17 protein-coding genes are annotated in these 18,122 nt (G+C 71.0%); 6 read left to right on the top strand and 11 right to left on the bottom strand.

What is annotated here, in order from left to right:
* Positions 1-60: 60 nt before the first annotated feature.
* Positions 61-3,147 carry a UPF0182 family membrane protein gene (locus AC1DWP_RS17175; RefSeq protein WP_477615702.1) on the bottom strand — a complete coding sequence of 1,029 codons (3,087 nt, stop codon included), beginning with the start codon at positions 3,145-3,147 and terminating at the stop codon, positions 61-63.
* A 156-nt stretch (positions 3,148-3,303) separates the two neighbouring features.
* On the opposite strand from AC1DWP_RS17175, the gene AC1DWP_RS17170 reads away from it, so the two are divergent.
* Entirely contained in the window at positions 3,304-3,858 is a 555-nt protein-coding gene (locus tag AC1DWP_RS17170) for a PPA1309 family protein (RefSeq protein WP_477615756.1), read from the top strand.
* 48 nt (positions 3,859-3,906) lie between these two features.
* Here the strand turns inward: AC1DWP_RS17170 and AC1DWP_RS17165 are convergent, their stop codons facing one another.
* From AC1DWP_RS17165 to AC1DWP_RS17155, 3 genes are read right to left on the bottom strand one after another with little or no spacing between them, the layout of a single operon-like run.
* Complete coding sequence (locus AC1DWP_RS17165; RefSeq protein WP_477615701.1) at positions 3,907-5,058, bottom strand: YlbL family protein; 1,152 nt, start codon at positions 5,056-5,058, stop codon at positions 3,907-3,909.
* Positions 5,055-5,507 (bottom strand): molybdenum cofactor biosynthesis protein MoaE, encoded by a 453-nt coding sequence (locus tag AC1DWP_RS17160; protein WP_477615700.1) that lies wholly within the window; start codon positions 5,505-5,507, stop codon positions 5,055-5,057. The genes AC1DWP_RS17165 and AC1DWP_RS17160 overlap by 4 nt, the downstream gene beginning before the upstream one ends.
* Complete coding sequence (locus AC1DWP_RS17155; RefSeq protein ID WP_477615699.1) at positions 5,504-6,664, bottom strand: NAD-dependent epimerase/dehydratase family protein; 1,161 nt, start codon at positions 6,662-6,664, stop codon at positions 5,504-5,506. The genes AC1DWP_RS17160 and AC1DWP_RS17155 overlap by 4 nt, the downstream gene beginning before the upstream one ends.
* A gap of 61 nt (positions 6,665-6,725) precedes the next feature.
* Between AC1DWP_RS17155 and AC1DWP_RS17150 the strand changes: the two genes are divergently transcribed.
* A complete protein-coding gene (locus tag AC1DWP_RS17150) occupies positions 6,726-8,318 on the top strand; it encodes a zinc-dependent metalloprotease (RefSeq protein ID WP_477615698.1) in 1,593 nt (530 codons plus the stop codon).
* Positions 8,315-8,899 carry an NUDIX hydrolase gene (locus tag AC1DWP_RS17145; protein WP_477615697.1) on the top strand — a complete coding sequence of 195 codons (585 nt, stop codon included), beginning with the start codon at positions 8,315-8,317 and terminating at the stop codon, positions 8,897-8,899. Before AC1DWP_RS17150 ends, AC1DWP_RS17145 begins: the two co-directional genes overlap by 4 nt.
* 80 nt (positions 8,900-8,979) lie before the next feature.
* Here the strand turns inward: AC1DWP_RS17145 and AC1DWP_RS17140 are convergent, their stop codons facing one another.
* The 4 genes from AC1DWP_RS17140 to AC1DWP_RS17125 all read right to left on the bottom strand — a co-directional run bounded on the left by AC1DWP_RS17140 (position 8,980) and on the right by AC1DWP_RS17125 (position 12,900).
* Positions 8,980-9,549, bottom strand: a complete 570-nt coding sequence (locus AC1DWP_RS17140) for a M48 metallopeptidase family protein (RefSeq protein WP_477615696.1) — start codon at positions 9,547-9,549, stop codon at positions 8,980-8,982.
* A gap of 187 nt (positions 9,550-9,736) precedes the next feature.
* Positions 9,737-10,804, bottom strand: a complete 1,068-nt coding sequence (locus AC1DWP_RS17135; RefSeq protein WP_477615695.1) for a phosphotransferase family protein — start codon at positions 10,802-10,804, stop codon at positions 9,737-9,739.
* Positions 10,801-12,051 carry an acyl-CoA dehydrogenase family protein gene (locus AC1DWP_RS17130; protein WP_477615694.1) on the bottom strand — a complete coding sequence of 417 codons (1,251 nt, stop codon included), beginning with the start codon at positions 12,049-12,051 and terminating at the stop codon, positions 10,801-10,803. Before AC1DWP_RS17130 ends, AC1DWP_RS17135 begins: the two co-directional genes overlap by 4 nt.
* Positions 12,052-12,075: 24 nt before the next feature.
* A complete protein-coding gene (locus tag AC1DWP_RS17125) occupies positions 12,076-12,900 on the bottom strand; it encodes an enoyl-CoA hydratase/isomerase family protein (protein ID WP_477615693.1) in 825 nt (274 codons plus the stop codon).
* A gap of 131 nt (positions 12,901-13,031) precedes the next feature.
* Between AC1DWP_RS17125 and AC1DWP_RS17120 the strand changes: the two genes are divergently transcribed.
* From AC1DWP_RS17120 to AC1DWP_RS17110, 3 genes are all read left to right on the top strand, one after another.
* Positions 13,032-13,190: a DUF5679 domain-containing protein gene (locus AC1DWP_RS17120; RefSeq protein WP_091788997.1), complete on the top strand. Its 159-nt coding sequence runs from the start codon at positions 13,032-13,034 to the stop codon at positions 13,188-13,190.
* A gap of 163 nt (positions 13,191-13,353) precedes the next feature.
* Positions 13,354-14,337: a hypothetical protein gene (locus AC1DWP_RS17115; RefSeq protein WP_477615692.1), complete on the top strand. Its 984-nt coding sequence runs from the start codon at positions 13,354-13,356 to the stop codon at positions 14,335-14,337.
* Entirely contained in the window at positions 14,334-15,671 is a 1,338-nt protein-coding gene (locus AC1DWP_RS17110; RefSeq protein WP_477615691.1) for an ABC1 kinase family protein, read from the top strand. The genes AC1DWP_RS17115 and AC1DWP_RS17110 overlap by 4 nt, the downstream gene beginning before the upstream one ends.
* A 119-nt stretch (positions 15,672-15,790) precedes the next feature.
* Here AC1DWP_RS17110 and AC1DWP_RS17105 read toward each other — a convergent pair whose 3' ends face one another.
* The 3 genes from AC1DWP_RS17105 to AC1DWP_RS17095 are packed head-to-tail and all read right to left on the bottom strand — an operon-like array spanning position 15,791 to position 18,091.
* Positions 15,791-15,985: a hypothetical protein gene (locus AC1DWP_RS17105; protein WP_477615690.1), complete on the bottom strand. Its 195-nt coding sequence runs from the start codon at positions 15,983-15,985 to the stop codon at positions 15,791-15,793.
* Positions 15,986-15,990: 5 nt separating this feature from the next.
* The gene (locus AC1DWP_RS17100) at positions 15,991-16,584 is read right to left on the bottom strand and encodes an HhH-GPD-type base excision DNA repair protein (protein WP_477615689.1); all 594 of its coding nucleotides are present in this window, start codon (positions 16,582-16,584) and stop codon (positions 15,991-15,993) included.
* 25 nt (positions 16,585-16,609) lie between these two features.
* Entirely contained in the window at positions 16,610-18,091 is a 1,482-nt protein-coding gene (locus tag AC1DWP_RS17095; protein ID WP_477615688.1) for an alkaline phosphatase family protein, read from the bottom strand.
* Positions 18,092-18,122 lie beyond the last annotated feature (31 nt).

Genomic DNA, 18,122 nt, shown 5'->3' with positions numbered 1-18,122 from the left:
ACCTTACGGGAGCTCCTGCGCCGGAACCAAATCGGGCGGCGCAGGGTCCGGACAAGGCCCCTAGGGAGTCGAGGTCGCGGTGGGCGCCGGGGTGGTGGTGCTCGATGACGGTGTGGGCGTGACCGTCACCGACCCGCCCTTCGGGGCGGCGGCCACAGCGCGCCCGATGGCGTCGGCGAGCTGCTTCTGGGCCGTTCCGTATGCCGCGAAGTCACCTGCCTTGAGCGCCTTCTGACCCGCGTCGTAGGCCGCCTGGATGTCGGCCAGCGCCTTGGCCAGCGCGGCTGCGTCGGCCGGCGGGGGCGTGGTCGGTGTCGTCGGCGTGCCGCCTCCTGTGGTGGGGGGCGTGGTCGGCGTGGAGCCGGAGTCGCCGGCGCTGGCGCCAGAGTTGCCGCCGAACAGGCCGTCCAGCGCGCCGTCCAGGGTGTAGGCCCAGGCGAGCTTGTCGCCGAAGGCCGCGACCGTGGCCCGTTGGAGTGGGAACGCCGACGTGCCCTGGGCCCGCACGTAGATCGGCTGCACGTACAACAGCCCACCGCCGACAGGGAGGGTGAGCAGGTTGCCCAGGGTGACCTGGGACCCGGTCTGCCGCGCGTTGTTGAGGAACTGGCTGAGGTTGAGGGTCGAGTCGGGCGAGGTGACGTTCGACGAGTTGATGTCGTTCTGCACCTGGCCCGGCCCTCGCACCTGGCTGTCCTTGGGCAGCGTGAGCAGTCGCAGCGTGCCGTAGTCGTCGCTGCGCTTGCCGTCGGTGGACCCGGCATCCGCGTCGACCGCCAGGAAGCCGGACAGCACCTGCCGGTCGCCGATGGGCTTGAAGGTCGTCGTCAGGGAGAAGCGTGCGCCGGTCTGGTCGGGCATCTTGAGCGTGAGGTAGTAGGGCGGCTGGTCGACGTTGCCCTCCTGGGCGGGGTCCTCCGGCACCTCCCAGAAGTCACCGGCGCCGTAGAACGAGTCGGCATCGGTCACGTGGTAGCGGTTGAGCATCGTGCGCTGCACCTTGAAGAGGTCCTCGGGGTAGCGCAGGTGCGACATCAGGTCGCCGCTGATCTCGCTCATCGGCAGCACGGTGTTCTTGAACGCGTTGGACCACGCCTTGAGCAGCGGGTCCTTGTCGTCCCACGAGTACAGCTTCACCGAGCCGTCGTACGCGTCCACGGTGGCCTTCACCGAGTTGCGGATGTAGTTGACCTGACCGGTGCCGATGGGGCGCACCGACTGCGAGTTCGCGGTGGTCGAGTCCGACGTCGCGCTGTCGATCTCGGTGAGCCGTGAGTAGGGGTAGTCGGCCGTGGTGGTGTAGCCGTCGACGATCCACTGGACGCGCCCGTCGACCACGGCGGGATAGGGGTTGCCGTCGAGGGTCAGCCAGGGGGCGACCCGCTGGACGCGCTCGATCGGCTCGCGGTGGTCGAGCAGCCGGCTCCTGTCGTTGACGGCGTCGGAGAGCATGAAGTTGAGCTCGCGGTACTTCAGCGCATAGGCGGCCTTGCGCAGGAAGGACGTGAGGGGCACCCCGCCCTTGCCGGTGTAGGTGTTGTTCTTCTGTCCGGCTGCACTGCCGTCGGGGTAGTCGAACTCACGCGCCCGCGATCCCGTCGCACCTCCGACGATGGAGTACGTGGGCGACTGCTCGCCGAAGTAGACCCGGGGTTCGAACTGTCCCAGCGGACCCATCTGGGGGATGTTCTGCTCGTAGAAGACCGGCTGACCGTCGGCGCCACGCTGGTTGCCGTAGGCCGCGACCACACCGAACCCGTGCGTGTAGACCGTGTGGTCGTTGAGCCAGTTGCGCTGGTTCTGCGGCAGGCCGTCGAGGTCCAGCTCACGGACCGCCACGACGGTGTCGTTGATCTTGCCGTTGATGTTGTAGCGGTCGACGTCGAGGGCGTCGGGGAAGGCGTAGTAGGACTTGACCGACTGGAGCTGCTTGAACGTCGGGGAGACCACGATGGGGTCGACCAGACGGATGCCCGGGATCGTCTCCGCGTCGTCACGCAGCTGACCCGGGCTCGCCTCGGTCGTCGCGGTGTAGCCCTTGGTGTCGACGTTCGCGATGCCGTAGGCAGCACGCGTCGCCTTGATGTTGCGGTCGATGTAGACCTGTTCGAGGGATTTCTCCGACGGGCGGACCTTGAACCGCTGGTAGAGCGCCGGGTAGATGCTGCCGACGACGATCGAGGTGATCAGCAGCAGGGCGACGCCGACCACGGGGAGCCGCCAGGAGCGGGTCCAGATGGAGGCGATGAACAGACCGACGGTCATCAGCGCGGCCACCGCGAGGATCGCCTTGGTCGGCAACACCGCGTGGGCATCGGTGTAGCGGATGCCCGTCAGCAGGGGTGAGTCCTTGGTCGCGAGCGCATAGCGGTCGAACCAGTAGGTCGCCGCCCGGACCAGGACCAGGGCCGCGACGAGGATTGCGAGATGGGTCCTGGCAGCCCGCGACGTGCGCTCCGCTCGGGCCTGGATCTGGAGCCCGCCGTAGACGTAGTGCGTGAAGGCCGCGGCGAGGGTGGCCATCACCAGCACCATCGTGAGGAAACCGAGCAGGAACTGCACCCACGGCAGGGTGAAGACGAAGAACGACAGGTCGAGGTGGAACTGTGCGTCGCTGCTGCCGAACGAGACGCCGTTGCGCCACAACAGGAACGTCTTCCACTGCCCCGCCGCACCGGTCCCCGCCAGCAGGCCCAGGATGCCGGGAATGGCGAACATGGCGATTCGCCGCAACGGCTCGATGGCCTCGCGGTACTGGTCGAGGCTCTGCTGCTGCGGCGTCACCGGCGCATAGATCGGTCGGGTGCGGTAGCCGACGAGCAGGCTCGACGCCACCACTCCCGCCGTGAGCACGAACCCCACGACGAACAGCAGGATCTTGGTCGTGAGCTGCGTGACGAAGACACCCTCGTAGCCCACCGAGTGGAACCACAGGACCTCGGTCCACACGGACGCCATGATCGACACCAGGAAGCCGAGGACGACGAGGATCACGACCGTCGGGACCAACGGCCCACGGCGCCGGTTGAAGGACAGCGACGGAGGACGGCGGCCACCTGCTCCCGACCCTGACCCGCGCGGAGTGCCCTCGGGACGGGCGCCCTCGGCGCCCGAATCGCCCTGGCCGAACCACTCAGATGAACTCACGCCACGCCCGATCTGCCGTGCGACCGCCCAGCGAGGCCGCCTGCTGTAGTGGTCCAACTTACCGACCGCCCAGGTGGTTCCCACGCGCACGTCGGACACGTGTCGGCACCAGCTGTGCAAGCCCTGGGTATGCCGCGTGGCCGGCGACCACTCGCCATGGGGCACCATGGGCGCGTGACCCAGAACTCCCAACCCGTCGCCGACCCGTTGTCCATCGCCGCACTGGACACCGAACGCCACGTCGCAGCCTCCGGGTGGGACCAGAACCCGCGGCTGTTCGCGCTCGTCCCCACGGCTGAGCTCCTCGAGCGCGAGCCGCACCTGCGCGCCCAGATGCGGGGCTCCGACCTGGCCGAGGGCGCCCTGAGCGCGATCGAGCAGGAGGACCTGCCGCCGACCTCCAACCTCGAGAGCCTGCTCGGGGGGATCGCGTGGCCGGACAGCGTCGTGGGCGCCGCCCTGGCCGTCGAGCGCATCGTCGTCCCGCCGGAGGCCGAGCGCGACCTGCCCGCGCACACCGAGTCGGCCGTCGACGCGCTGGCGTCCCACCCGGACCGCCAGGACGTCCGGCTGCTCGTGGCCGTCACCCGTGACGGCCAGAGCCGCTGCCTGCTTCGCCAGCGCGCCAACGACCGCGACGACAAGGTCGCCCTCGGGGACGAGATCGCACCGGGCCTCGTCCACGCGCTGAAGGCGACCCTGCAGGGCTGAACCACTCCTCGGTGTCGCCTCCGTGCACGGTGGTGCCGCGTTCAGGGGCTACTTCGTGCAGGTGGGCAACGAGCCGGCGCGCTTGTCGGCGATCGCCTCGACGGCCTTCCTGGCCTCGTCGAAGGTCGCGATCCTGACCACGCGCAGTCCGTCGGGGACGTGGCCCACGACCTCGTCGCAGTTGTCCGCGGGAGCGAGGAACCACGTGGCACCGCCGTCGTGGGCGCCGACCAGCTTCTGCTGGATGCCGCCGATCGGTCCCACCCGGCCGGCCGCGTTGATCGTGCCGGTGCCGGCGATCTTCTGCCCACCGGTGAGCGGGCCGGGTGTGAGCGTGTCGTAGACGGCCAGGGAGAACATCGTCCCGGCCGACGGGCCTCCGACGTTGCCGGCGTTGATCTTGACGTCGATCGGGAACTCGAACCGGATGCCGAGGAAGACGCCCACCGTGGCGCGACCATCGGCCTCGCGTGTCTGGGCCGTGACCGTGAGTGGCTTGCCGCCCCGGACCAGCCCGAGGGCCACCCGCTCCCCCGGCTTGTGGGCGCCGACGCCGGCACGCACCGCGTTGGAGTCGGCCACCGGCTTGCCGTCGATGGTGACGATCTCGTCGCCCGCCTTCAGCAGCGCCGCCGACGGTGCGTCCTTGGCGACCTGTCCGATGACGACGTGCTCGACGACCTTCTTGCCGAGGGCCTTCAACGCCACAGCCACGGCCTCCTGCTGGGAGTCGATCATCTCGGCGGTGCTCTCCTCCTCGACCTGCTTGTCCGTCACGCCCTTGGGGAAGTACAGCTCCTCGTCGACGACGTCCTCGCTGGGGTCGATCGCGGCCGCGAGCAGGCTCCACATGGTCACGCGGTAGCCGGGGCCACCGGCGATGCGGACGGTGGTGAAGTCGAGCGCTCCCTCGGTCGGGAAGGTCTGGGCGCCCGAGACGGTGATCAGCTGCTTGCCGTCGAGGGTGCCCAGGGTGTTGGTGATCGGTCCGGGCTTCATCACGACATACGGCAGTCCGACCATGGTCGACAGGGCCCCGAGGGCGATCAGCAGGAAGAAGCCGACCAGGGCCACGGTGGACCGCCGGCTGAGCCGGTAGGGGTCCTCCGCGAGCGCACCCTGGTCCGGCGTGTGCGGGGCCCGGCCGGTGTCATCCGTGAGGTGCTGGTCCGAGGCGTGCTTCTGGAACGGCCCGCTCACGGCAGCCCCACCCACTCATCGCTGCCGTCGGTGAACAGCTGGTGCTTCCAGATCGGCACCGTCCCCTTCAGCGTGTCGATGAGGTCACGGCAGGCCTCGAACGCCTCGCCACGGTGCGGAGCCGAGACTGCCGCCACCACCGCGCGGTCACCGATCTCGAGGTGACCCACGCGGTGCACCGCTGCGAGGCGGGCGACGTGGTGGCGCGCGGCGACCTCGCGGCATACCCGCTCCAGGGTCTCGACCACGCTGGGGTGGGCGGAGTAGTCGAGCGCCGACACCGGCGCTCCGTGGTCGTGGTCGCGCACGACGCCCACGAACAGGGCGATGCCCCCACACCGGGGGTGCTGCACCAGGGCGAGCACCTCGTCGACGCTCAGTGGTTCGTCGCGGACGTCGCAGAGCACCACGGTGGGCTCGCTGTCGAGCTCGGTGACCGGATCGCTCATGCCGTCGAACCTTTCCTGCGGCGTCGCCGCATGATTGCTGCCGTGCCCACCAGGGCCACCGCGGCGCTGGCCGCCCCCAGAGCCGCATCCTTGCGGTCCACCCTGCGGGCCGCCACCGCGTGTGAACCCCGGATCGTGTCCAGCAGCACGCCGAGGCAGGTCTCGTTGTCGTGGACCGGCACCCAGCCGCGACCCAGCAGTGTGCGAGCAGAGACTGCCCAGGGAAAGGCCACGAAGGCCAGGTCGCTGGCGGGTGCCGGCAACACCCCAACGCGGTGGAGGCGGTCCGCAGTTCCCATCGCCGCCACCATGCCGAGCTCGACCCTGCGCATGCCGGTGAGCCGTTCGAGGTCGGACTGGGTGAGGTGGCCGGGCGCGCCGACCGAGACCTCTCCGGCGACTCCCTGCGCCATCACCAGGGCGACGGCCGAGCCCAGGTCGTCGACGTGGCAGAACTGCCACGCGGGTTCGGCGCCTCGCAGCATGAGCAGCCGGGGCGCCTCGAAGTGGCGGGTGACGACGGTGTCCACGCCCTCTCCCACGAGGGCCGCGGGCCGCACCGCCGTGATGACCAGTCCCGGGTGCACGTCGCGGGCCACCCGAATGAGCTGCTCGACGTCCATCAGGTCACCGACGTGCCCGCCGTCCGCGGGCGCGCGCAGGGGTGCGTCGTCCTCGAGGGGCACGGGGTTGTCGGCGAGCGCCCCGAAGGTCTGCGCCGACGTCACGACCACCAGGTGGCGGACGCCCGCAGCCGCCGCGGCGGTGATGACGGTCTGGGCGATGCGGAGGCTGCGTTCGCGACGCGCCCGCGTGCCCATCGCCAGGTCCCGAGCGAGGTTGGTGCTCGCCGCCACGTATGCCGCGGCGTGGACCCCCGCGAGCGCCTTCACCAGGCTCGGGTCACCGGGGTCGGCGTAGCGGAACTGCACCCCACCCACCGGAGTCGGCTCGGTGTCGATCGCCACGACGGCACCGATGCGCGCCTCGTCGACGGCACCGCCGGGTCGTGCCGTGGTGGACCCTCGGGCAGCGGCCGAGACCAGCGCGCGCAACAACGCTCGACCGGCGGGACCGGCCGTGCCGATCACCGCGACGTCGATGACGCTACGCCGCGAGCGAACGGCGTCCCGTCCAGCCCGCCCGGGGGAACTCACTGTGGCCTCCGCGTGGTTGTCTAGTGAGAGTCCATCCTCTCAGGACCGCTGAGGAGCAGTTGTGCCCGACCTACCCCGTGACCCCCACGACCCGCGTGACCCCAGTGACCCGAGTGACCCCTACGACCCTCGCGACGACCCGGGCGAGTCCCTCGACGACTCCTCCGACGACTCCTCCGGGGGTTCCGGGCTCTCGCCGGAGATCGAGGCGGTCCTCGCCCGGCTCACCGGCGGTGAGGTCGACCCTGACATGGCCAAGGCCCTCAAGGACATGGGCATCGACCAGGTCGACCCCGCCATGCTCCAGATGATGGTCGGCCAGATGCAGTCCATGTTCGCGAGCACCGACACCGACGCCTTCAACCTCACCCTCGCGACCGACACGGCCCGCAAGACGGTGTCAGAGGCGGGCGACGCGGTGGTCGGCGACGCCGCCCGTCGCCAGCTCGACCAGGCGGTCCAGGTCGCCGAGCTCTGGCTCGACGAGGTGACCGCCTTCGAGGCACCCGGCATCACGACCCACGCGTGGAGCCGCGCCGAATGGGTCGAGGCGACCATGCCGACCTGGCGCACGCTGGTCGAGCCGGTCGCCGAAGGCGTGGGACGAGCCGTCGGGGACGCCATGCGCACCCAGCTCCAGCAGCTCGGTGAGGGCGGCCTGCCCGAGGGGATCCTGCCCGCAGGGATCGACCCCGCCGCGATGCTCGGCCAGATGGAGCCGATGCTGGCCAAGATGAGCGGGGCGATGTTCGGGCTGCAGGTCGGCCAGGCCGTCGGCACCCTCGCGACCGAGACCGTCAGCGGCACCGAAGTCGGTCTGCCGCTCGTGCCGGACCGGTCTGTGGCCCTGCTCCCCGTCAACGTCGAGGCCTTCGCCGACGGACTCGGCGTGGACCTCGACCAGGTCCGCATCTACCTCGCCGTCCGTGAGGCAGCGCGGGTCCGGTTGTTCTCCGAGGTGCCGTGGATCGGGCCACAGCTGGTGGCGGCGGTGCGCGACTACGCCCGCGACATCAGCATCGACACCGACCGGATCGAGACGGCGTTGGAGTCGGTCGACGCCAGCGACGCGAACGCGCTGCAGGCGGCGCTGCAGGACCAGCTCTTCCGCCCGGACCCCAGTCCCGCGCAACGCGCGGCGCTGGCCCGGCTCGAGACCTACCTCGCGCTCGTCGAGGGCTGGGTCGACGTCGTCGCCGACCGCACGACCCGCGATCACCTGCCGCAGGCGGCCGCCCTGGGCGAAGCCGTGCGACGCCGACGGGCCACCGGGGGTCCGGCGGAGAAGGCCTTCGCGGGCCTGGTCGGACTGGAGCTGCGACCACGGCGGCTGCGCGACGCCGCCAACCTGTGGGCCGCCCTCGAGGCCAGGCACGGGGCCGCCGGTCGTGACGGAGCCTGGGGACACCCCGATGTCGCACCCACCGGCGCCGACCTCGACGACCCCCTCGGCTACGTCGAGCGCTACGGCACGTCCGACAGCGCCGACCTCGACGCAGCCCTCGACGAGCTCCTCAGCGAGGGTGGGGCCAGCGGCGTCTCGCAGCCGACCGACGGCGCGCCGACGAACGACGAACCCCACGCTGGTCCGGACTCCCACGCTGGTCCGGACTCCCACGCTGGTCCGGACTCCCCCGACGAGGACGGACGGTGACGGCGCCGCCGACGGACGTGCCCACGGCATACCTCGCGCTCCGGGCTGACGCCCAGAGCGTGCTGGAGGAGTGGAAGGCGCCGGACGCCCAGCAGGAGCGGCTGCGGGTGGAGCTGCTGGGCCACTGCGAGGCGCACCCGGACGCCTTGTGGAAGCAGGGACCGCCGGCGCACCTCACCGCGAGTGCGCTGGTGCTCAACGCTTCTCTCGACAAGGTGCTGCTCACCCTGCACGCCAAGGCCGGTCTCTGGCTGCAGTTCGGTGGTCACTTCGAGCCCGGCGACACCACCATGCTCGCCGCCGCGACCCGGGAGGCGCAGGAGGAGTCGGGCATCGCCGACCTCGCGCTGCATCCGCAGCTGGTCCACCTCGACCGTCACGCGCTGCTGGCCACGGGTTTCGGGCGGTGCAGCGAGCACCTCGACCTGAGGTACGCCGGCGTCGCCCGCGACGAGGACGCGTATGCCGTGAGCGAGGAATCCCTCGACGTGGCCTGGTGGCCGGTGGACGGGCTCCCTGCAGCCAGCGCTGGAGAGATCAGGCCGCTGGTCGAGGCAGCCAGACGGGTGCTGGACGCCTAGGCGGTGCTCCTGGGCTGAGCCGGTGGGTCAGTCGCGGTCGGGTCAGTCGCTGTGGGATCAGTCCCTGTGGGGTCGTGGGGTCAGTCGCTGGGACCGAAGTCCAGGGCGGCCTGGCCCAGCTCGTCGCTGTCGGTCTCGCCGTCGGACAGGTCGAGCCCGGCTGTCGCCGCCACGCCCTCGAGGTAGCCCCGCGCGCGCTCCAGCCGCGGGTAGCCCTCGAGCAGCGCCCAGAAGTCCGGGCCGTGGCCGGGTGAGAGCAGGTGGGCCAGCTCGTGGAGGATCACGTAGTCGAGGACGAAGCCCGGCATGCCCTTGACGCGGGTGGAGATCCGGATGGTGCCGTCGGACGGGGTGCAGGAACCCCAGCGGGAGTTCTGGTTGGTGACCCAGCGGATGCTGCTCGGTCGCGCCTGGCCGCCCAGATAGCGCTGGGAGAGCTCGACCGAGCGGGTGCGCAGCTGGGCGTCACTCGGGCGTCGGCGCTTGTCGCCTTTGGCCAGCTTGTCGAGCATGGTGGCGACCCACTGCTGCTCTTCGGCCTTGGTGAACCGGGCGGGGATCAGCACGATGGTGCGCCCGTCCTCGCGGTAGGCACTCACGGTGCGACGGCGCTTGCGGCTGCGACGGACCTCGATGTCGGTGCTCCCCATGCCCACCACGATAGGCGAGCCCGCCGACAACACCCGTGATCTGCAACGTCGCACGGTGCGCCGCGGTCTTCGGCGGGCACCCGACTTGTTGCCCGCAGATCGTCACCGACAGGCGTTCTAGGCGCCCGGTGACCACCAGGACGCAACACCTCCGTGGGATCTGATCGCGCCCTCCGGATGGTGCCCCTCAGGCGAGGAGCTTGCGAAGCCGTCGATCGAGGATCTGGACGGCCGGACCGAACACGGCGTAGGCCTCGTTGGTGGTCTGGCCGTTCGCGTAGCGGTAGTAGATCTGCTGGGCGATGACGGCGAGGCGGAAGACGCCGTAGGCCTGGTAGAACAGTGCCTGCCGCGCGCTGACCTCGACCCCGATCCGCTCGCAGTAGCCGGCGATCATCTGCTCGCGCGTCAGCATGCCGGGCAGGTGGGTCGGCACCCGACGGAAGGCCTGGTGGTCCTCGTCGTCGTCGGCCTGCACCCAGTACGCAAGGGCCGCGCCGAGGTCCATGAGGGGATCGCCGACCGTGGCCATCTCCCAGTCGAAGATGCCCACGATCCGGGTCGGGTCGTCGGGGGCGAGCACGAGGTTGTCGAGCTTGTAGTCGTTGTGGATCACGCCGCTGCGCACGTCTGCGGGCTGGTGCTCGTCGAGCCAGGCCATGGCGTGCTCGAGGTCGGGCTGACCGGTGGTGCGCGCCCTGCGGTAGCGGGCCGACCAGCCCTCGACCTGGCGACGGACGTAGCCCTCGCCCTTGCCGAGGGTGTCCAGTCCGCACGCCGCGGCATCGACGGAGTGCAGCTCCACGAGGACGTCGAGCATGGACTCGCACAGCCGACCGGCCTGGTCGGGCGACAGCTCCACCGGCATCTCGCGTCGCGGCACCGTGCCGACGAGTCGCTCCATCACGTAGAAGTCGGCCCCCATGACCTCGGGCGAGTCACAGAACGCGACCATCGTTGCCACATAAGGAAATACGGGACGGAGCGCCGACTGGATGTGGTGCTCGCGACCCATGTCGTGGGCGCCCCTGGCCTTGGTGCCGCTCGGGCCTCGACGGAGCACGAGGTCGAGGTCGGCGAACCGCAGCAGGTACGTCAGGTTGGACGCACCCCCGGAGAACTGGAGAACCTCCGGCCGGCCGGCCAGCCCCGCGGCATACCGGGGGTCTGTGTGGGTGCGCAGCCACGCGGCCGCCGCGTCGACGTCGAAGGCGTCCTCGGAGCGCACCGGCCTTGCGCCGGCCACGGCACTCACCGGTGCTTGCCCAGCTCGATCCGACCGACGACGCTGCGGTGCACCTCGTCGGGGCCGTCGGCGAGGCGCAGCGAGCGCGCCCCCACCCAGGCCGCGGCCAGCGGGAAGTCCGTGGTCATGCCCCCGCCGCCGTGCAGCTGGACGGCGAGGTCGATCACGTCGAGCGCCATGGCGGGCACCTCGACCTTGATCTCGCTGACGGCCGACAACGCCTCGGTCGACAGGCCCTGGTCGAGCAGCCAGGCGGCGTGCATGACCAGCAGCCGCGAGCGGTTGATGGCGATGCGGGCGTCCGCGATGCGTTCGAGGTTGCCGCCGAGCCTGGCGATCGGCTTGCCGAACGCGGTGCGCGACAGGGCTCGCTGACAGGCCAGCTCGAGGGATCGCTCTGCCAGGCCGATGGTCCGCATGCAGTGGTGAACGCGGCCCGGTCCGAGGCGTCCCTGGGCGATCTCGTAGGCACGGCCAGGCCCGAGCAGGATGTTGCCCGCCGGGACGCGGACGTCGGTGAAGGACACCTCGCCGTGACCCAGCGGCTCGTCGTAGTAGCCCATCGTCGAGAGCATCCGCTCGACCCTGACGCCGGGGGCGTCGCGCGGCACGAGGACCATGGTGTGGCGCGAGTGGCGGTCGGCGTCCGGGTCGGACAGCCCCATGAAGACGAGGATCTTGCACTCGGGGTTGCCCACCCCCGTGGAGAACCACTTGCGCCCGTTGACGACGACCTCATCACCGTCGATCACCGCGGTGGCGGCCATGTTGGTCGCGTCGGAGGAGGCGACATCCGGCTCGGTCATGCAGAACGCGCTGCGGATCCGCGCGTCGAGCAACGGCTCCAGCCATTCGCGCTGCTGGTCGGGCGAGCCGTACCGCAGCAGCACCTCCATGTTGCCGGTGTCGGGGGCGTTGCTGTTGAAGACGAGTGGCGCCAGGGCCGAGCGGCCCATCACCTCGGCCACGGGGGCGTAGTCGACGTTGGACAGTCCTTCGCCGCCGTCGGTGCCGAAGTCGGCGGCATACCGTCCCGCATGCTCCTTGGGCAGGAACAGGTTCCACAGTCCCTGGGCCCGTGCCTTGGCCTGGAGCTCCTTGACCACTGGCAGGGGCGTCCACGGGTCGCCGCCGCTCTCACGGCGGCGCTGGATCTCGGCGTGCACGTCGGCCTCGACGGGCTCGACCTCCGTGTCGACGAACGCCCGGACGCGGTCGCGCAGGTCGGTGGCACGCGGTGACAGGGAGAAGTCCATGCGCTCGACCCTAGCCTCGGGTGCTCAGCGACCGTGGAAGGTCGGTCGCCGCTTGGCCGCAGCCGCTGCGATCCCCTCGTGCAGGTCCTCGGTGGCGAGCGTGACCGCCTGGGCCAGCGCTTCCCACTGGAGCGCGTCGTCGAAGCTCGCGTGCCCGCCGTCGCGCAGGGCCTGCAACGTCAGCCGCGTGGCAACCGGTGCAGCGCCGGCGACCCGCTCGGCTGCCGCGATCGCTGCCGGCAGCACCTCGTCGGTCGGCAGTGCCTGCGACACCAGGCCCAGCCCGACGGCTTCGGTGCCCTTGACCAGGCGACCGGTGAGCAGCAGGTCGCGGGCCACCGCATGCCCGGCGATGTTGGGCAGCGACCACGTCGTCGCCATGCCCGGGTGCAGCCCCAGGGAGGTGAACGGCACGCCCAGGCTGGCGTCCGCGGCGGCATACCGGATGTCGCAGGCGAGCGCGACGGCGCAACCCGCACCGATCGCGGCGCCGTTCACGGCCGCGATCGTGGGCACCTCAAGGTCGCGGATCGAGAGCCACGAGCGGTAGAAGGTGAGCATCCGGTCGCGAAGCTCGCTCACCGACGCGTCAGGGTCCTTGACGATCCACGACAGGTCACCACCGCCGCTGAAGGCCGGGGCCGCGCCGGTCACCACCACCGCCGCGAGCGCCTCATCAGTGCGCAGCAGCCCCATCAGCCTCACCCATGACGCCGTCATGGCGGTGCTCATCGAGTTCCGACGTTCCGGCAGGTTCAACGTCACCACCGCGATCCGACGGCCCGAGGCCTCTCGCAGCTCGGCCCGCAGGTCCTCGAGCTCGGTCTCCCACCACGGCTGTGCGCTCATGGGGCGAAGACTAGGGGTGGGCCCTGAGCACGACGCACAGGCCCCCCTTGCGCCATTTTGTGCTCAGCATGGTCTAAGTTGGCCGAAGTCCGACGGCGCACCGTGTGCCGTGAACAAGAGGAGACATGGCGATGGCTGAAGAGACCTACAAGGGCGAGTTCTACTGCGTGAAGTGCAAGGAGAAGCGCGAGGCCGAGGGCCGTGTCGTGGAGACGAACGGCCGTCGCATGGCCAAGGGCGTCTGCCCCGTGTGCGGCACCAACCTGAACCGCATTCTCGGCAAGGCCTGACACCAGCACCACCCAGGCTTTCCATCGCGAGGGGCGGGCCCGACTTCGGTCGGGTCCGCCCCTCGCGGCGTGCCCGGCTGAGACGTCCAGCCCTGCTCCGCACGTCGGGCAGCCCTGTGGATGACCGGCAGACGGCCCCGGCGGCTGTGCGAGATTGGGCCGCGTGACCGGACGACCCCTCCTCAAGACCCTGTGGCCTGTCTTGCGGCGGGGCGGCGGATGCGTGCAGTTCGGCACGGACCCGGACCACGCGGTCGTCCTCGACGGGCTGCGCGAGGACGAGGTGTCCGCCCTCGAGTCACTCGACGGGACTCGCGAGGTGCCTGCCGCGCTGCGCTCGCCGGCAGGGCAGGACCTGCTCGACCTGCTCCTCGGGCACGGGCTGGTCGTCGAGGCCGGTGACCCGATCTCGTTGCCGCCACCGGTCCGTGCCTTGCTCGCCCACGACGCCCAGGCGCTGCTGCGCACGGCCACGCCACCACTGCAGGGGTATGCCGCGCTGGCCAGGCGCCGCGCCGCCCACCTGTTCGTCGTGGGTCGCGGAGAGCTCCCGGCAGCGGTCGCTGCCGAGCTGCGCCACGCCGGAGTGGGGACCGTGCGACAAGGTTTCGAGGTGGCCGACGACTGGGAGCAGTCGCTCGCCGAGCGGAACGGCCTGGCGGGGCCCGCGCTCGTCGTCCTCGTCGGCAGCTGCGCCCTCGACCCGGCGGCCGCGGGACCGTGGCGAGCCCGCGGCATACCCGTCGTGCCCGTGGTGCTGCATGGCCTGGAGGCCGTGGTGGGGCCGGTCGTCGTGCCGCACGGTCCCTGCCTGCGGTGCCTGGACCTCGCGCGCGCGGACCGCGACCCCGGGTGGCCGGCCCTGCTCGGCCAGCTCCTTCCTGCCCGGGTCGGCGCCGGCGCCGAGGTCAGCGGCGAGACCACCCTCGTGGGGCTGGCCACGTCGATGACCGCGATGGTGGCCCTCGCGGTGCTCGACGGACAGGTGCTCCCGCTGGGGCGCTCCCTGGAGGTCTCGCTGCCGTGGCCACGCGTGCGACAGCGGCAGTGGGAGGTGCACCCGCGGTGCGGCTGCGGGGCCGGATCCGACGCGTCTGGGCGACCCGCCCACGTCGACACCCGCGTACAGGCGAGAATGGCCGGGTGAACGAACTCCCCCGCCGCGCCGTCACCCGCACGGCCCGCCTGGCAAGCCTGCCCCTCGGGTTCGCCGGGCGCACCGCCATGGGGTTCGGCAAGCGGGTCGGGGGCAAGCCCGCCGAGGCCGTCGCCGCCGAGCTCCAGGCGCGCACGGCCGAGCAGCTGTTCAAGGTGCTCGGCGAGCTCAAGGGCGGGGCGATGAAGTTCGGGCAGGCGATGTCGGTCATGGAGGCGGCGCTGCCCGAGGAGATGGCCGGGCCCTACCGCGCGACCCTGACCAAGCTGCAGGAGGCGGCACCCCCGCTGCCCGCAGCCACCGTCCACAAGGTGCTCGCCGAGGAGCTGGGGCCGCGCTGGCGGACGGCGAAGTTCCAGTCCTTCGAGGACACGCCCTCAGCTGCCGCCTCGATCGGTCAGGTGCACAAGGCGGTCTGGCGGGACGGCCGCGAGGTCGCCGTCAAGATCCAGTACCCCGGGGCCGGCAAGGCTCTGCTGTCCGACCTCAACCAGCTCGCCCGCGTGGCTCGCCTCGCCGGGGGCTGGATCCCCGGCATGGACATCAAACCCATCACCGACGAGCTCAAGTCGCGGATGAGCGAGGAGCTCGACTACAACCTCGAGGCGGCCAACCAGCGCACCTTCGCCAAGGCGTTCCGCGGCGACCCCCACTTCGCGGTGCCAGACGTCCTGGTCAACAGCGAGCACGTCATCGTCTCGGAGTGGATGGATGGGACACCCTTGTCCCGGATCGTGGCGTCAGGCACCCCGGAGGAGCGCAATGCAGCCTCCGCGCGCTACATGGCGTTCCTCCTGGTGGGACCGGCGCGCGCGGGGCTGCTGCACGCCGACCCGCACCCGGGCAACTTCCGGTTGCTGGACGACGGGCGGCTCGGCGTCATCGACTACGGCGCGGTCAACCGGCTGCCCGCAGGCCTGCCCCCGGCGATGGGTTCGCTCGTGGGCGCGGCCCTGCGGTCGGAGGCAGCGGAGCTGGAGAAGGGCCTGCGGTCCGAGGGGTTCATCAAGCCGTCGATGTCGCTGGACGCCGAGGCCCTGCTCGAGTACCTCCAGCCGTTCATCGAGCCCCTGACGCACGCGGAGTTCACCTTCAGCCGGCCCTGGCTGCGAGGGGTCGCGGCGCACGTCAACGACATCCGGCGGCCCGAGTTCCTCGTCGGGATGAAGCTCAACCTGCCGCCGTCCTACCTGCTGATCCACCGGGTCTGGCTGGGCGGGATCGGTGTGCTGTGCCAGCTCGGGGGGACCGTGCCGGCCCGCCAGATCGTGGTCGACCACATGCCCGGTATGCAGCTGCGTCACCTCCCCCCGCCCGTCTCCTGACCCTGCGACCCCTCTGCGACTTGTTGCCGGCAGATCGTCACGGACCGCCTGTTTGGGGGGCTCCGTGACCACCAGAAGGCGACACGTCGCGCGCCGCTCGGCTCTGAGGGCAACGCGGTTCACCACCAGGCGGAGTCGAGCTTGCCCTCGATGCTGCGCAGGTGCTCGCGACTGCAACGGTCGCAGGTCCAGGTGTCCCTGCCGTTCTCGACGCCGCGGGTCCAGGTGATCGCGGCGAGCGACGCGTCGGGCGCCACCGTGCCGCAGGTCGCGCAGACCGGTGGCTGCAGGGTCGGTCCCGCGGACTCGGCCACGGCTACTACTTCTTCGTGACGGTGGCGGCTTTGGCCTTGGCCGATGCCTTGGCGGCCTGCTTGAACTCGCGCACCTTGGCCAGGGACGACGCGTCGACGACGTCGGCCACCGACCGGTAGGAGCCGTCCTCGGCGTACGGGCCGATCGCCTCCTGCCAGCCCGCCGGTCGCACGTCGAGCTGCTTGGCCACCAGTGCCGCAAAGATGCGGGCCTTCTGGTCGCCGAAACCGGGCAGCGCCTTGAGCCGGTCCAGCAGGTCGCGGGCATCCTTGGCGTCGGTCCAGATCGTCTCGGCGCGGCCGTCGTACTGGTCGCGCACGACGGTCGCCAGCTGCTGGACGCGCCCCGCCATCGACCGGCCGTAGCGGTGGATGGCAGGCGGCGTCGCGCACAGGTCGGCGAAGGCCTCGGCCTCGGCCGCTGCGATCGCATCGGGCGCCAGCGTGCCGAACCGGTCGAGGATCTTCCACGGCCCCCGGAACGCGTGCTCCATCGGGTACTGCTGGTCGAGCAGCATGCCGACCAGCAGGGCGAAGGGGTCGTTGCTGAGGACCTCGTCAGCGGCCTCGTCCTGGGCGATCCGGATCTGCGTAGCCATGCGCGCCAGCCTAACTGGGCGATGCTCAGAGGAGGTAGACGAAGCCGGGGCCCTCGTCCCGATAGGGGATGCCGAGCGCGTCCAGCGCGGGTTTCCACGAACCGGTGACGCTCTGGTCAGCCCCCTCGAACCCGTGGTCGGCAGTCAACAGGAAGGTCACCTCGTCGAGCACCCCCAAGGACTCCAGGTGGTCGAGGAACGCCACCAGCCGGGCATCGCTCTGCCGCAACGAGTCGCGCGCCATCTGCGAGCGCGGGCCGCCCGCGTGGTGCCCTGCGTCGGTCACGACGTGCGCCCACCAGGTCAGGGTCGGCGCCCCTTCGGCGTCCTCCCAGAGCTGGAGCATCTGTTGCAGCCCCATGTCGTCGACCTGCACCCCCCAGCGGAAGTAGGCGTCCTCGAGGTCCTCGGCGCGCTGCACGAACGGCGAAGCATCCGGGTCCGGAAGGAGGTCGCCCATGCCGTTCGTCGCCGCCTCGAACCCGCCCGCCGCCCGCAACAACGCCATCGTGCCGTAGTCGGCTCCCCGGTCGATCGCCTCGTCCACACTCGCCGTTCGCGGCGAGTCCCCTTGCTGCACATGGTCGTTCACCATCTCGAACACCGTGCGCACACCCGGGCGCAGCCACTCTGCACTGCGGTGCCAGGTCTCGGCATTGTTCGGCACGACCTGCTCGTCCAACGCTCGGTCGTAGTAGACGTTCCCCAGCACGCCGTGCCGCCCCGGTCCGACTCCGGTCAGGATCGACGTGTGGTTGGTGAGGGTCACGCTGGGGAACTCCGCCACCGCACCGCCCCGCAGTGCCAGTCCGCGAGACACAAGTCTGGCCACCCCGGGCAAGTCGCCGGCCTGGGCGAGCTGCAGCAGGTCGCCGCAGTGCGCACCGTCCCACAGGATCCCCACGACCCTGCGCCGCTGCCCTGCGGGCAGTGGTTCGAGGTATGCCGTGAGCGGCCGACCGTCCAGTGCCTCACCTCGGCCGTCGCGCAGGTCCGCCTCCGGCACCCCGGACATCACGGCCAGGGTCGGGGCCACGTCGACCAGCCGGGCGTGGTCGTCGACGAGACCGAGTCGTGCGACGCCTGGTCCGGACATGACCAACGGCGCTCGTGACTGGATCACGTCGAGCGAACCGTGCTCGCCGAGGTGGCCGCCCTCGTCGGGGAAGTAGTGCCTCGGTGAGTGCACGATCGCGACGTCGGGACTGCGGTCAGCGTCGCCGAACAACGACAGGATCCGTTGCGCGGCATACGGGTAGGCGTTGTCGGTGGACACCCGCGGACCGGCGGCCGCGATCTCCGCGTCGTAGGGCAGGAACGCCATCGGGTCCTCGCTCGCCACGGGATCGAGGCCCGCCAGCACCTCGTGGCTGCCGTCCTCGTGCAACCGCACCACTCCCAGGTGGTTGGCGGCGTGGGCGACCCCCTCGTCCACCCAGAGAACGAGGTCGACCACGGCGGACAGTTCGGGGGCGGTCAGCGCCGTGACGACGGCTTCGCGGGACATGCCCGGACGATAACGAGTCGAGAGTGCACGA

This window comes from Pedococcus sp. P2_F6, assembly GCF_056403675.1.
Note: the sequence above shows the minus strand (reverse complement) of the source record. Positions and strands in the feature narration are given on the sequence as shown.

Coding starts and splice junctions, on each gene's coding strand:
- AC1DWP_RS17170 (WP_477615756.1), top strand. CDS start 3,304: ATGGGGCACCATGGGCGCGTGACCCAGAACTCCCAACCCGTCGCCGAC.
- AC1DWP_RS17160 (WP_477615700.1), bottom strand. CDS start 5,507: ATGAGCGATCCGGTCACCGAGCTCGACAGCGAGCCCACCGTGGTGCTC.
- AC1DWP_RS17140 (WP_477615696.1), bottom strand. CDS start 9,549: ATGGGGAGCACCGACATCGAGGTCCGTCGCAGCCGCAAGCGCCGTCGC.
- AC1DWP_RS17130 (WP_477615694.1), bottom strand. CDS start 12,051: ATGGACTTCTCCCTGTCACCGCGTGCCACCGACCTGCGCGACCGCGTC.
- AC1DWP_RS17125 (WP_477615693.1), bottom strand. CDS start 12,900: ATGAGCGCACAGCCGTGGTGGGAGACCGAGCTCGAGGACCTGCGGGCC.
- AC1DWP_RS17120 (WP_091788997.1), top strand. CDS start 13,032: ATGGCTGAAGAGACCTACAAGGGCGAGTTCTACTGCGTGAAGTGCAAG.
- AC1DWP_RS17100 (WP_477615689.1), bottom strand. CDS start 16,584: ATGGCTACGCAGATCCGGATCGCCCAGGACGAGGCCGCTGACGAGGTC.
- AC1DWP_RS17095 (WP_477615688.1), bottom strand. CDS start 18,091: ATGTCCCGCGAAGCCGTCGTCACGGCGCTGACCGCCCCCGAACTGTCC.